At 63.9% G+C, this 13,375-nt stretch carries 11 protein-coding genes and 1 tRNA gene; 4 read left to right on the top strand and 8 right to left on the bottom strand.

Features of this window, described 5'->3' with window-relative positions; all coding sequences use genetic code 11:
* Window positions 1-19: 19 nt before the first annotated feature.
* The 6 genes from ACODR8_RS16610 to ACODR8_RS16585 form a co-directional block, all read right to left on the bottom strand.
* Window positions 20-1,255 (bottom strand): amidohydrolase family protein, encoded by a 1,236-nt coding sequence (locus ACODR8_RS16610; protein ID WP_489008298.1) that lies wholly within the window; start codon window positions 1,253-1,255, stop codon window positions 20-22.
* An 81-nt stretch (window positions 1,256-1,336) separates the two neighbouring features.
* Window positions 1,337-2,233: a LysR family transcriptional regulator gene (locus ACODR8_RS16605; protein WP_489008297.1), complete on the bottom strand. Its 897-nt coding sequence runs from the start codon at window positions 2,231-2,233 to the stop codon at window positions 1,337-1,339.
* Window positions 2,230-3,216 (bottom strand): threonine ammonia-lyase, encoded by a 987-nt coding sequence (locus tag ACODR8_RS16600; protein ID WP_489008296.1) that lies wholly within the window; start codon window positions 3,214-3,216, stop codon window positions 2,230-2,232. The genes ACODR8_RS16605 and ACODR8_RS16600 overlap by 4 nt, the downstream gene beginning before the upstream one ends.
* Window positions 3,217-3,352: 136 nt before the next feature.
* A tRNA-Ala gene (locus tag ACODR8_RS16595) sits at window positions 3,353-3,428 on the bottom strand.
* An 84-nt stretch (window positions 3,429-3,512) separates the two neighbouring features.
* Entirely contained in the window at window positions 3,513-3,965 is a 453-nt protein-coding gene (locus ACODR8_RS16590; protein ID WP_489008295.1) for a MaoC family dehydratase, read from the bottom strand.
* 336 nt (window positions 3,966-4,301) lie between these two features.
* The gene (locus ACODR8_RS16585; RefSeq protein WP_489008294.1) at window positions 4,302-6,146 is read right to left on the bottom strand and encodes an acetyl/propionyl/methylcrotonyl-CoA carboxylase subunit alpha; all 1,845 of its coding nucleotides are present in this window, start codon (window positions 6,144-6,146) and stop codon (window positions 4,302-4,304) included.
* A gap of 67 nt (window positions 6,147-6,213) precedes the next feature.
* Between ACODR8_RS16585 and ACODR8_RS16580 the strand changes: the two genes are divergently transcribed.
* Complete coding sequence (locus ACODR8_RS16580; RefSeq protein ID WP_489008293.1) at window positions 6,214-6,531, top strand: GIY-YIG nuclease family protein; 318 nt, start codon at window positions 6,214-6,216, stop codon at window positions 6,529-6,531.
* 131 nt (window positions 6,532-6,662) lie between these two features.
* Here ACODR8_RS16580 and ACODR8_RS16575 read toward each other — a convergent pair whose 3' ends face one another.
* A complete protein-coding gene (locus tag ACODR8_RS16575; protein ID WP_489008292.1) occupies window positions 6,663-8,264 on the bottom strand; it encodes a carboxyl transferase domain-containing protein in 1,602 nt (533 codons plus the stop codon).
* A 63-nt stretch (window positions 8,265-8,327) separates the two neighbouring features.
* Between ACODR8_RS16575 and ACODR8_RS16570 the strand changes: the two genes are divergently transcribed.
* Entirely contained in the window at window positions 8,328-8,666 is a 339-nt protein-coding gene (locus ACODR8_RS16570) for a DMT family protein (RefSeq protein ID WP_489008291.1), read from the top strand.
* Between the two features lies 1 nt (window position 8,667).
* On the opposite strand, the gene ACODR8_RS16565 is transcribed toward ACODR8_RS16570, so the two are convergent.
* The gene (locus tag ACODR8_RS16565; RefSeq protein WP_489008290.1) at window positions 8,668-9,813 is read right to left on the bottom strand and encodes an isovaleryl-CoA dehydrogenase; all 1,146 of its coding nucleotides are present in this window, start codon (window positions 9,811-9,813) and stop codon (window positions 8,668-8,670) included.
* Between the two features lie 86 nt (window positions 9,814-9,899).
* On the opposite strand from ACODR8_RS16565, the gene ACODR8_RS16560 reads away from it, so the two are divergent.
* The gene (locus ACODR8_RS16560; RefSeq protein ID WP_489008289.1) at window positions 9,900-10,790 is read left to right on the top strand and encodes a LysR family transcriptional regulator; all 891 of its coding nucleotides are present in this window, start codon (window positions 9,900-9,902) and stop codon (window positions 10,788-10,790) included.
* An 86-nt stretch (window positions 10,791-10,876) separates the two neighbouring features.
* Complete coding sequence (locus tag ACODR8_RS16555) at window positions 10,877-13,324, top strand: TonB-dependent receptor (RefSeq protein WP_489008288.1); 2,448 nt, start codon at window positions 10,877-10,879, stop codon at window positions 13,322-13,324.
* Window positions 13,325-13,375: the final 51 nt, after the last annotated feature.

The raw sequence follows: 13,375 nt of genomic DNA, 5'->3' as shown, positions 1-13,375 counted from the left end.
CGTCTTTCTTGTGGCGCTATCAGGCCGTTACCGGCTCGGTGACGGGGGCTTTGTGCAATTTGCCGCCCTGCATGATCATCTTGAGGCGGCTGGCATCTTGCAGGATCGTCACGTCCTGCGTCGGATCACCATCGACCAGTAGCAGGTCGGCGAGATAACCGGCCTTCACCTGGCCCACATCCAGCCCCATCAGCTGCCCGCCCAACATCGTCGCGGCGCTCAACGCCTCTGCCGGGGTGAAGCCGAAACGGGTGACGAAATGTTCGATGTCGCGAGCGTTGCGGCCATTGGGGTTGAACGGAAAGCCATAGTCCCCGCCGATCAGCACGCGCACGCCGCGGCGCTTCAATTCAGGCACCAGCCTGGCTTCCAGTTCGAGCCGCTGCGCCGCGCTCGCCTTCATGGACGCCATGTTGATATGGGGCGGCGGGGTCGCTTCCAGCGCAGCAACCGATACGCCGGGGCCGGGGGCGTAGAAAATCTGGTCCTTGTGCGCGACCATGGCGTCAATCGCGGCTTCGTCAGCGAAGGAGCAATGGTAGAGAATGCGCGCGCCAGCTTCGAGGGCCAGTTGGATGGCGCGGGGCGAGTAAGCGTGGGTGGCGATCCAGAGGCCCGCTTGCTTTGCCGCTTCGCCCGCTGCCAACATCTCTTCGTCGGTGTAGAGAATATCGCCCGACGAACCCGGCTTCAACGCATCCTCACCCGAAATCACCAGCTTGAGCGACTGAACGCCCTGATCCGCGCAATAGGCGACAAAGTCGCGCATCGACTGTGCGCCACGACCGTTGAACACGTCCCCGGTTTCGACGCCCTCTTCGCCTTCCGGGCTGCGTTCGAGCGTCGAGGGGACCAAGCGCGGACCGGGGGTTTCACCCGCCGCAATTGCGCGAGCCAGTTCGGGTTCGATATGGTCGCCCAGCGCGCCCGCCGAATAGGCGCTAGTGAAACCATGGTCCAGCAGCACGCGGGCGTTTCGCCATGCCGCGACCTTCAGCTCGTCGGCGGGCAGGATGAACTGGTGGTAGATTTTCTCGACCGAGCTGCCCCAGGTCAGATGGGTGTGGGAATCGACCATGCCCGGCATCAACGTGCCGCCTTGCCCGTCGATCACTTTGTCGACAGTGAGCTGGACAATGTCAGCCTCGTCACGCAGCACTGCGGCGATGCGGTCGCCATCAATCAGGACCGCGCCGGGCGTAGAGGCGGTGCCGGTGCCGTCGAATATGCTGATGTTGCGGATCAGTTGCCGCACGGCGCGCTCTCCCGAAGCCTCTGTGTTGGCGCTGTTATGACGGGTTTTGAGCCATAATAAAAATAATGATTTTTATTAATGTCATAGCTTAGAGCTATGGATAAGCACATCGAGCAGCGCCGCACCTAGCCGCGACAACCGACGCCCAGCCACCTGCCGGACACCGATCGCGCGCGGGAATTGCGCTTCCTCGATCGCGATTGCGCGCAGTACGCCAATCGAGAGTTCCGCCGCCGCCACCTGCATGGGCAATATCGTCACGCGGCGGCTGCCCCGCACCAGCGCCTTGGTCGTCAGCAGGGAATCGCAGCGGATGATGTCCTGCGGGGCCGGTACGTTGGCGGCCATGAACAGGGCATCGATCTGCCGCCGGAATGCGCCGCGCGCTTCGGGCAGCACCCAGCGCATCGCCTTCATCTCGCGCAGCGAAATGCGCGAGCGCAGATGATCATTCTGCCGCCCGACGATCAGCGCGAAGGGATCGCGCGAGAAAGTGCGTTCCTCTATCCCCTCCGGCGGCTCCTCTATCCCGGTGGTGACGAAGGCCAGTTCGATTTCGCCCCGGTGCAGCATGGCCGCAAGATCATGGTCGGGCCGTTCCACCACATGCAGCGCAAACTGGCCGAATTGCTCCTCCAGCCGCCGGATCGCATCGGGCAGCAGGCTGACCAGCGCGCCGGGCGTGCCACCCACGCGCAGCGGCCCGGCGACCCCCGCACTCGCCAGCTTCACCTCCGCCTCCGCATCGCGCAGCAGGCTGTCGATCGATTCCGCGCGCCGCAGCAGCGCCTCTCCCTCCGGCGTCAGCAGGATGCCGCTGCGCGAGCGCTCGAACAGCGACACGCCCAGCGTCTGTTCCAGTTGGGCAATGGCGTTGGATACGGACGGCTGCGATATGTTGAGCAGGCGCGCGCCGCCGCTGATCGAATTGCTACGCACGACAGCCAGGAAGGTGCGGATGGCGCGCGGGTCGATCATTGGGCGATGATCTGCGCAAACATTGCCGGATCGACATTACTGCCCGACATGACGACGACGCTTGCCCGGTCGCACGGCGGCGCGAGACCCGCCAGCATCGCCGCCAGTGCGACGGCGCCGCCCGGTTCGACCACCAGCTTGAGCGTGGAGAAGGCAAAGCGCATCGCGTCGCGCACCTGATCGTCGCTGACGGTCAGGCCATCGGTCACCAGCGCCCGCATGATCGGCAGGGTCAGTTCGCCGGGGCTGGGCGAGAGCAAAGCGTCGCAGATGGAGCGTGCGCCGGGGGCAACCTGTTCGCGCACGCCGCTGCGCAGCGACCGGGCGGTGTCGTCAAAGTCGCGCGGTTCGACGCTGTAGATGGCGGTGTCGGGTGACTGAGCTTTCACCGCCGTTGCGATTCCGGCGGTCAGGCCACCGCCGCCGCAGCAGACGAGTATCTGCCCGACCGAAGCGCCCGCCGCTTGCGCCTGCGCCATGATTTCCAGCCCCGCGGTCCCCTGCCCTGCGATGATGAAAGGATCGTCGAAGGACGGCACGATGGTCGCGCCGCGATCGCCCGCCAGTTCGGCCGCGATCGCTTCGCGGTTGTCGCGATGGCGGTCATAGGTTACGACATCTGCACCCAGCACGCGGGTGTTCGCCAGCTTGATCGCGGGCGCGTCGGCGGGCATCACGATGGTTGCCGGGATGCCGAGCAGGCGGGCGGCAGCGGCCACGCCCTGGGCATGATTGCCCGATGACCAGGCGACCACGCCTGCCGTGCGCTCAGCCGCGTCGAGCCGGGCGAGGCGGTTATAGGCGCCGCGAAACTTGAACGATCCGGTATGTTGCGCGCCCTCGAACTTCAGGAAAACCCGGCGGCCAACCAGTGCATTCAGCGCCGCATTTTCCAGCAGGGGCGTGACGATGGCGGCGGGCGCGATGATGCGGGCTGCATCGGCTACGTCGTCGGCGGTAATGGCGAAAGGCGCGTTGGACATGGACTGATCCCCCTATTGCTGCCGGTCTAGAACGGCAAGCCGAGCGGGTGAAGGGCCATTGCCGCCGGACTGGAGCCGGGGACCAACGGAAAAGCCGGACTTCGCTGCTGCGCGAAATCCGGCTTTTCTGGAATGATGGTGGAGCCTAGCGGGATCGAACCGCTGACCTCGTCATTGCGAACGACGCGCTCTCCCAGCTGAGCTAAGGCCCCGATGTGCGCGGCTATAGGCGAGGGAAATCGGGCTGGCAACGGTCTTTTGCGCAAAATATTGGCCATGGGCCGCCCAATCATCGCTCAGGCCGTCGCCTTCTTCAGCAGCGCCATACGCAGGCATTGGCAGGTGATTTCGTCGCGCTGGTTGATCAGGCGATGGGTGAAAGTGACGATTCCCGCGTCCGGGCGGGACCGGCTTTCCTTCAGGTCCGTGACTTCGGATTCGCAGCGCATGGTGTCGCCGATGAACACCGGCTTTGGCATGACGAGCTTGTCATAGCCCAAATTCGCGACCAGCGTGCCGAGCGTCGTGTCGCCAACCGACAGGCCGATCATCAGCGCGAAGGTGAAGGTGCCGTTGACGAGAATCTGGCCAAATTCCGAGGCTTTGGCCGCTTCCGCGTCAAGGTGGAGCGGCTGGGGATTATGGGTCATCGTCGTGAAGAGGAGATTGTCCGTCTCCGTCACGGTGCGGCGGATTTCGTGGGCGATTGTGTCGCCGATGGTCCACTGGTCGAAATAACGGCCGGCCATTTTTGCCCCCTCTTGGGTCTAACTTATCGATCTTCGCCCATTTGATGCGTGGGAAAATATCGAAATTTTAGTGATTACAGTTGGTTATAGCAGATGGAAGTTCGGTAGGACAGGCGGGTGATGGTATGGATGTGATCAATCATATCCGTTCGTGCTGAGTAGGGATTGAGCGAAGTCGAAATCCCGTATCGAAGCATATGGCGCGATCCTTCGATACTTGAACGGGTGAACATGCCCCCGGCATGTTCAGAACCGTCCGGGGGACGGTTCGACCCGTTCAACTTCGACTTCGCTCAGCGGCTACTCAGGACGAACGGGTGTGGAGCAATCCCCCCTTTACCCCTCCGCCTTCTCGATCTTTGCCAGCAGCACGCCTTCGCTCACCTGCCCGCCTTCGCTGGCGTTGAGCTCGGCGACTGTGCCGTCGAAGGGGGCGATGAGGCTGTGTTCCATTTTCATGGCTTCGAGCGTCAGCAGCTTCTGGCCCTTGACCACTGCGTCACCCGCCGCGACCGACACCGCAATGATGCGGCCGGGCATCGGGGAGAGGATCGCGCCGTCGGAGGCACCGCCGCCTGCGCCGCCGGTGGCGCGCCATGGGGCCAGCCGCCAGACCTGACCGGCCTGGGCGATCAGCACATCCTCATGGTTGGGATCAGCCTCCCCACCGCGCGGGTCGAAGGCGATGGTGACGGTCTCGCCGTCGAGCAGGAAGGGTGCATTTGCCCGCACCGGGGCGTTGAGACGGAAGCCCGCCAGCACGCCGCCTGGCGTCAGCGCAGCCGCCGCGTCGGCCAGCGCTTCGGCATCGGGATGATGGGGCGGCATCAGCGAATCGCCTTCGCGCCCGATCAGGCCGGTGTCGAGCCGCGCGGCGATAAAATCGGGATGCTCCAGCGCCTTGACGAGGAAACCGGCGTTGGTCTTGAGCGGCCAGATGGCGGTATCGTCCAGCGCAGCCGCGAGGGTTTCGCGGGCGTCGTTGCGGGTCGGGCCATGGGCGATCATCTTGGCGATCATCGGGTCGTAGAAGGGCGAAATCTCCGCGCCCTGCCCTACCCCGGTGTCGATGCGGCAGCCTTCGCCCAAGTCGAACGTGTCGAGGCGACCGATGGACGGCAGGAAGCCCTTGATCGGATCCTCCGCATAAAGCCGCGCTTCCATGGCGTGGCCGTTGATGCTGAGCTGATCCTGCGCCAGCGGCAGCGGTTCGCCCGATGCGACGCGGAGTTGCCATTCGACCAGATCGACGCCGGTGATTTCCTCGGTCACGGGATGTTCGACCTGAAGCCGGGTGTTCATTTCCATGAACCAGATGCGGTCGGCGCGCAGGCCTTCCGATCCGTCGGCGATAAACTCGATCGTGCCTGCGCCGACATAGTCCACCGCCTTGGCGGCGCGGACGGCGGCGGAGCAGATGGCTTCGCGGGTGGCGGCGTCCATGCCGGGTGCCGGGGCTTCCTCGATCACCTTTTGATGGCGGCGCTGGAGCGAACAGTCGCGCTCGAACAGGTGGACGACATTGCCGTGCGTGTCGCCAAAGACCTGCACCTCGATATGGCGCGGGTTGGTGACCCATTTTTCGAGCAGGACATGATCATTGCCGAAGCTGGACGCCGCCTCGCGCTGGCAGGAGGCGAGTGCGTCGGCGAAATCGGCGGGGGCATCGACCTTGCGCATCCCCTTGCCGCCGCCGCCCGCGACCGCCTTGATGAGGACGGGGTAGCCGATGGCGTCGGCCTGGGCCGCGAGAAACGCGGGCGACTGGTCCGCGCCCAGATAGCCGGGCGTGGTGGGGACGCCGGCGTCCTGCATCAGCTGCTTGGCGGCGTCCTTGAGGCCCATGGCGGTGATGGACGACGGATTGGGGCCGACCCAGATCAGGCCTGCGTCGATGACCGCCTGCGCGAACTCCGCATTCTCGGACAGGAAGCCGTAGCCGGGGTGGATCGCCTGCGCGCCGGTCTGCTGGGCGGCGGCGATGATGCGGTCGCCCAGCAGATAGGATTCACGCACCGGGGACGGGCCGATATGGACGGCTTCGTCGGCGGAGCGGACGTGGAGGGCTTGGGCGTCGGCGTCCGAATAGACGGCCACGGTGCGGATGCCCATCGCGCGTGCGGTGCGGATGATGCGGCAGGCGATTTCGCCGCGATTGGCGATGAGGAGGGATTCAAGCACAGGGATCTCCCAATCCGTCATGCTGAACTTGTTTCAGCATCCATTTGTCGGCAGGCTCGGTGCTGCGATGGGAAAGCAACCGTGCGTCTATATTCTGAGTAGCGCGCCCTATGGGACGCTTTACATCGGTGTGACATCCGACCTGATTGGTCGCCTTTATCAACACCGCACCGGCAGCGTTGCGGGCTTCACGAGCCGATACGATGTCCATCATCTGGTATGGTTCGAGATGTTCGGCGATATGGAGGGTGCAATCCTGCGGGAAAAGCAGCTCAAGCGCTGGCATCGCCAATGGAAGATCAACCTGATCGAGAGCGATAATCCGCATTGGGCGGACCTTGCGCCGTCGATCCGGCTTCCGCCTTTGCTGCCCGATGGATGCTGAAACAAGTTCAGCATGACGAAAGTGCTGAGAAAATTGGTGTGCCAAAAACGAGGCGCACGTGCCTCCACCACCCTTCGGGCGGTCCTCCTCCCCGTTCCGGGGAGGTATGGCGTTGTCCTGCCCCACCACCATCACATCCGAAACACGCCAAATTGCGCCCTTTCGCCGACCGGGGCGTTCAAAGTCGCCGCGAAGGCCAGCCCCAGCACGTCGCGGGTTTGCGCGGGGTCGATGACGCCGTCGTCCCACAGTCGGGCAGTGGCGTAATAGGGGTTGCCTTCTTCTTCATATTTCTGGCGGACCGGGGCTTTGAAGGCTTCGGCTTCTTCCGGCGTCCATTTGGCCGCGTCGCGGTGGACGGTGGCGAGGACGGATGCGGCCTGTTCGCCGCCCATCACGCTGATGCGGGCATTGGGCCAGGTGAAGAGGAAGCGGGGCTGATAGGCTCTGCCGCACATGCCGTAATTGCCCGCGCCAAAGCTGCCGCCGATCAGGACAGTGATTTTGGGCACCTGCGCGGTGGCGACGGCGGTGACGAGTTTGGCGCCATGTTTGGCGATCCCCTCCGCCTCATATTTACCGCCGACCATGAAGCCGGAGATATTCTGGAGGAACAATAAGGGGATACGCCGCTGGCAGGCGAGTTCGATGAAATGCGCGCCCTTTTGCGCGCTTTCGCTGAACAGGACGCCGTTATTGGCGAGGATGGCGACCGGCATCCCCCAAATATGGGCAAAGCCGCAGACGAGCGTGGTGCCGTAGAGCGGCTTGAATTCGTGAAATTCGGAGGCGTCGACGATGCGGGCGATGATTTCGCGCACATCGTAGGGCGCGCGGACATCGTCCGGGATGATGCCATATAGATCGCTCGCGTCATATTTGGGCGGGCGGGGTTCGCGCAGGTTGAGGTCTGGCTTGCGGTAGGGTTGCAGGGTCGAGACGATGTCGCGGACGATGGTGAGGGCATGATCGTCGCTGTCGGCGACATGATCGACCACGCCCGACTTGCGGCCATGCAGGTCGCCGCCGCCCAGATCCTCTGCCGTGATGACCTCGCCGGTCGCAGCCTGCACCAGCGGCGGGCCGGCGAGAAAGATCGTGCCCTGATTGCGGACGATGACGGTTTCGTCGGACATGGCAGGGACGTAAGCGCCGCCCGCGGTGCAACTGCCCATGACGCAGGCGATCTGGGGGATGCCCTGCGCCGACAGGTTCGCCTGATTATAGAAGATGCGGCCAAAATGGTCGCGGTCGGGGAATACTTCCGCCTGGTTGGGCAGGTTCGCGCCGCCTGAATCGACCAGATAGATGCAGGGCAGCCGGTTTTCGAGTGCGATTTCCTGCGCGCGCAAATGCTTCTTCACGGTGACGGGGTAGTAAGTGCCGCCCTTTACCGTGGCGTCGTTGCAGCCGATCATGACCTGACGACCCGCGACGCGGCCGATCCCGGCGATCAGGCCCGCGCCGGGTACTTCATCGCCATAAAGGCCATTGGCGGCAAGCTGGCCGATTTCCAGGAAGGGCGAGCCGGGGTCGAGCAGGCGCTCGACACGGTCGCGGGGCAGGAGCTTGCCGCGTGCGGTATGCTTGTCACGAGCGCCGGCGGAGCCGCCCTGGGCTGCGGCGGCGACCTTGGCGCGCAGTTCGTCGACCAGCGCGCGGTTGTGCGCGGTGTTCGCGCGGAAAGCGTCGCTGTCGGGGGACAATTTGGTGTCGAGGATTGGCGCGCTCATGCCCTTGCGCTCCCGCGCCCGGCGGTGCCACAGGGTAGCCCCCTGCCCTGTTCGAGGCCGTTCATGCCCACCATTGCTCTCCTCGTCATTTCAAACCTCTTCATGACCGTCGCCTGGTATTGGCATTTGAAAGGCGGGATGACCAAGCCGCTGATACTGGTCATCCTGATCAGCTGGGGCATCGCGCTGGTCGAATATTGTTTTGCCGTCCCCGCCAATCGCATCGGCTTTGCCCATGGCTGGTCGGCGGGGCAACTCAAAGTCGCACAGGAAGCCATCGCCCTGGTGATCTTCGGCGGGTTCATGGTCGTGGTGCTGGGCGAACCGCTGCACTGGCGCCATTTCGCCGCCTTCGCCTGCATCATGGCGGGGGTTGGATTCCTGTTCATCGGCAAGCCGTGAATCATCCCGCCAGCAGTTCCCGGCCGATCAACATGCGGCGGATTTCGTTTGTGCCTGCGCCAATGTCGAGCAGCTTGGCATCGCGCATGAAGCGTTCGACCGGCCAGTCCTTCGTGTAACCCGCGCCGCCCAGCGCCTGCACCGCTTCGAGCGCGACCTTCACCGCATTTTCGCTGGCGAGCAGGATCGCGCCCGCCGCGTCGTAGCGAGTAGTGCGGCCCGCGTCGCACGCTTTGGCGACGGCATAGACGTAAGCGCGCGCGCTATTGAGGGCGACATACATGTCAGCGATCTTGGCCTGCATCAGCTGGAACGCGCCGATCGGTTTGCCGAACTGCTGGCGTTCGCGGACATAGGGCAGAACGACATCGAGGCATGCCTGCATGATGCCAAGCTGGATGCCCGCCAGCACGGTGCGTTCATAGTCGAGGCCCGACATCAGCACGCCCGCGCCGCCACCCAGCGGCCCCATGATATTTTCTTCCGGCACGGCGCAATCGTCGAAAACCAGTTCGGCGGTGGGCGATCCGCGCATCCCGACCTTGTCAATCTTCTGCCCGATCGAAAAGCCCGGCATGGATTTTTCGATGAGGAAGGTGGTGATCCCCTTCGAACCGTCCCCGGTGCGGGCATAGACGACCAAAGTGTCGGCTTCCGACGCATTGGTGATCCAAAATTTGGTGCCGTTCAGGATATAGTGGTCGCCCTTTTTGTCGGCGCGCAGCTTCATTGCCATGACGTCCGACCCGGCCCCAGTTTCGGACATGGCGAGGCTGCCGACATGCTCACCGGAAATGAGTTTGGGGAGGTAGCGCGCCTTTTGCTCGGCATTGCCCCAGCGGCGGATCTGGTTGACGCAAAGGTTGGAGTGGGCACCATAGCTCAAACCTATGGAGGCAGAGGCGCGGGCGACTTCCTCCTGCGCGACGACATGCTCCAGATAGCCAAGGCCAAGGCCACCGTCCGCCTCATCGACGGTGATGCCGTGCAGGCCAAGTTCGCCCATTTCGGGCCAGAGCGTGCGGGGGAACCAGTCCTCCGCGTCGATGCGGGTCGCCAGCGGGGCGATGCGGTCATCGGCAAAGCGGCGGGTGGTGTTGCGGATCATGTCCGCAGTCTCGCCCAGGGCAAAATCAAAATCGGTCATTGGCATCTCTCCATTGTCCCCATCCTAGCGGCTGGCAGCCCAAGAGAAAAATTGAAAGGGCGCGGCATAGTGTATAGTTTCCATCTATGATCGAACGCTATCTGCTGCGCTATTTCCTGGCCGTGGTCGACCAGGGCAATTTCTCCCGCGCGGCGGCGCATTGCCATGTGTCGCAGCCGACCCTGTCGGTCGGCATCGCCAAGCTGGAGCAGACGGTCGGCGCGCCGCTCTTCCTGCGCAGCAACCAGCGGGTCGAACTGACCAGTGCGGGGGCGCAACTGCTGGGCCATGCGCGGCGGATCGAGCGGGAATTCAACCTGGCCGAACAGGCGGGCGCGCGATCGGCGCAGGGCGCACCGCTGCGCATCGGCCTTTTGACCAGCATTCCCGGCGCGCTGGTGGCGCAGGCGGTGGCGGGTTGCGCGCCCGGCGATGCGCAGGCGCTGGAACTGGTGCCGGGGACCGAGCGGGAGTTGCTGGCGCGGCTGGACGCGGAACGGATCGACGTGGCACTGACTTTGGTGCGCGACGGGGCGGATCGCTATGCGGCGCGCGCGATCGCGGAGGAAGGCTATGGCCTGGCCCTGCCCGCCAGCCATGCACTGGCCGGGCGGGCCATGATCGCGGCGGCGGAACTGGCGGGCGAGGTGATGATCGTGCGGCGCCATTGCGAGGCGCTGTCGGCGACCAGCCGCTATTTCGTGGATCGCGGCGTGCGCCCGCATTTCGCCTTTCGCGCGACCAATGACGAGCGGGTGATGCAGATGGTCGCAGCCGGGCTGGGCGTGACGGTGATGCCGATGGGCTATGGGTGGCCGGGCATGGCGCGCGCGGCGCTCAAGGACTTCGGCGCGCGGCGCACGATCGGCCTGCTGTTCAGCCCGCGCGCGCAAGGGTTGAGCCAGGCAATGCCGCCGATCCTGACGGCGCTGGAGGCGATAGTGGCCGATAAGCCACATGATCCTAAAGACAGGTAAGCGAGCCGATTGTGCAGGGACGCCGACCGTGATAATTGTATTCCCAGGACACAATTTCACGATGTCCGGTTCCAGGGAGAGACGCTTTGAAAGCATCCATCAATGCGCGCGCCATGTGCGCCTTGTTCGCATCGGTTTCCAGCATCGGGCTGAGCCCCCTTGTTCAGGCGCAAACCGACGGCATGGACATCATCGTCACCGCGCAGAAGCGCAGCCAGTCCTTGCAAGACGTCAGCGTCGCAGTGTCGGCGGTCAGCGGGGATCAACTGGCCAATGCCGGGGTCAACAATTTGCAGGACATCCAGCAGTTGGTGCCATCGGTCACCTTCGGCAATGACTTCAACCAGGCCAAGGTGTTCATTCGTGGCGTGGGTGCCAATACCTCGACCACCGGGTCCAGCACTGGCGTCGCGCTGCATGTCGATGGCGCCTATGTCGCCCGTGCCGAAGCGCAACTGACGTCCCTGTTCGATCTGGAGCGGGTCGAAGTGCTGCGCGGGCCGCAGGGCAGCCTCTATGGCCGCAACGCGGTTGGCGGTTCGATCAACCTGATCACCGCCAAGCCGACCGCTGAATTCGCCGGCTATGCCCGCATCGGCTATGGCAATTATAATGCGATGACCGCCGAAGCCGCGGTCGGTGGCCCGATCGTCGATGCCATCCGCTTTCGACTGGCGGGCAAGGTCGAGGCGCGGGACGGCTATGGCGGCAATCCGTTCAAGGGCGGCAGCGATATCGATGACCTGTTCCGTTACATGGTCCGTGGGCAGGTTCATCTGATCGCGTCGGACAAGGTCGATTTCCTGCTGTCGGGCGAATATTTCCGCCAGAATGACAATAGCGGCGCGGTCCATTATCGCGGCCCCGCCTTTCCCGGCGTACCGCGGCTGACCCCCACCGGCTCCGGCGGCTTTGCCACCAACCCGCGCGATCTGGGCAGCGACGAGCCGCCCTCGGTCGACACCACAAGCTATTCGGTCACAGGCACGCTCAATATCGAACTGAGCGACGCCTTCAGCATCGGCAACATCACCAATTATCGCGATTTCAAGACGCAGCTCATTCAGGATCTCGACGGGTCGGCACTGGTCGCCACCCTGCCCAATTCGACATCGATCCAGACCCGCACCATCGACGCGCAGCAGTTCAGCAACGAGCTGCAATTCAAATATGACAGCGCCATCGTGAAGGGCGTCGTCGGCCTCTATTATTTCCATGAGCGGCAGCGGCCGCGCGATCAGGTGGGCCTGAGTTCGACCAACGACCTGGCATCAAACATCACCGTGCTGGCGACGCGGCCAACCTTCGTCGACAATGTCGCAGCGCCTGTGGGTTCCGTGACGCTGGCCGAAGCGCTGGCGATGTGCAACTTCCCCGCCGGGACGTCGCCCAACCGCGTCTGCCTGAAATCCAGCCTTGGCACCCGCGCCTATGCCGCGTTCGGACAGCTGAATTTCGACATGGGCGAGGCGTTTGGCCTGAACGGCGTGTCGCTGAAACTGGGCGGCCGCTACAGCCATGAAAAAGTGGACAGCGCCAACCCGTCGATCATCCTGACCGCCAACGGCAATCCTGCCGTGGCGCAGGTGCGCAAGACGACCGTCGCAGGCACCTACCGTGAAAAGACGTTCAAGGATTTCACCCCGGAAATCGGCCTGCAATGGCAGCCCAACCGCGACCTGCTGCTCTATTATACCTATTCGGAAGGCTTCAAGGCCGGATCGGGCGAGAATGCGGCGGGCAGCACCACGATCGTGCGCCCGGAAAAGATGAAGAATCACGAGCTGGGCATCAAGGCGGAACTGCTCGACCGGCGCTTGCAGATCAATCTGGCGGCCTATCATTACAAGCTGGACGATTTGCAGATCAACAAGACGATCGGCGGCGGCCCGGCGGGCTTTACCACCATCTTTGAAAATGCGGCCAAGACGTCAGCTACCGGCGTGGAAGCGGACCTGATGGCCCGTCCGGTCGATGGCGTGCGCCTGCGTGGCTCCGTGTCCTACACCGACAGCAAATATGACGACTTCATCACCGTCGATCCGCTGAATCCTGTCAACGTGGCGCAGGCCGGGCAGCCCGCCTATAATCCGGTCACCAATCCCGACCCGACCGCCTTTGGCGCGCCATGCGGCCCTGGCGCGCTCAACGCCAATGCGCCGTGCAACATCCAGCTGGCGGGCAACCCCACGCGCAATTCGCCGACATGGGCCTATAGCGCGGGGATAGAGGTGGACCTGCCGGTCCTGACCGAGACCGGCACGCTGACGCTGAGCGGGGACCTGTCAGGCAAGAGCAATGTCTATTTCACCGAGTTCAAGCGGCTGGTCGAAGGCACGCGCGCCTATACGATGTTCGACGCATCACTGCGCTGGATCGACCGGACGGACACGGTGACGGCGTCGCTGTGGATCAAGAATATCAACAACACGCTGCGCGAAAGCAGCACCTTTGCGATCTCCACCGGCCGCATCATCGGCGTCACCTACCTGCCGCCGCGCACCTATGGCATGACCTTGGGTTACAAATTCTGATCACGCGGCCCGCGCCGGGGCGGAATGCTCCGGCGCGGGTGAGCGTGTGAA

The sequence above is a fragment of the Sphingobium sp. FG58 genome, from assembly GCF_057809055.1.
This window is presented reverse-complemented; position numbering and strand designations above follow the sequence as displayed.

What these genes read in the sequence shown, in the direction of transcription:
- ACODR8_RS16590 (WP_489008295.1), bottom strand. Translation starts at nt 3,965, where the DNA reads ATGGCCGGCCGTTATTTCGACCAGTGGACCATCGGCGACACAATCGCC.
- ACODR8_RS16600 (WP_489008296.1), bottom strand. Translation starts at nt 3,216, where the DNA reads ATGTCCAACGCGCCTTTCGCCATTACCGCCGACGACGTAGCCGATGCA.
- ACODR8_RS16575 (WP_489008292.1), bottom strand. Translation starts at nt 8,264, where the DNA reads ATGAGCGCGCCAATCCTCGACACCAAATTGTCCCCCGACAGCGACGCT.
- ACODR8_RS16580 (WP_489008293.1), top strand. Translation starts at nt 6,214, where the DNA reads ATGGGAAAGCAACCGTGCGTCTATATTCTGAGTAGCGCGCCCTATGGG.
- ACODR8_RS16565 (WP_489008290.1), bottom strand. Translation starts at nt 9,813, where the DNA reads ATGACCGATTTTGATTTTGCCCTGGGCGAGACTGCGGACATGATCCGC.
- ACODR8_RS16560 (WP_489008289.1), top strand. Translation starts at nt 9,900, where the DNA reads ATGATCGAACGCTATCTGCTGCGCTATTTCCTGGCCGTGGTCGACCAG.
- ACODR8_RS16570 (WP_489008291.1), top strand. Translation starts at nt 8,328, where the DNA reads ATGCCCACCATTGCTCTCCTCGTCATTTCAAACCTCTTCATGACCGTC.
- ACODR8_RS16605 (WP_489008297.1), bottom strand. Translation starts at nt 2,233, where the DNA reads ATGATCGACCCGCGCGCCATCCGCACCTTCCTGGCTGTCGTGCGTAGC.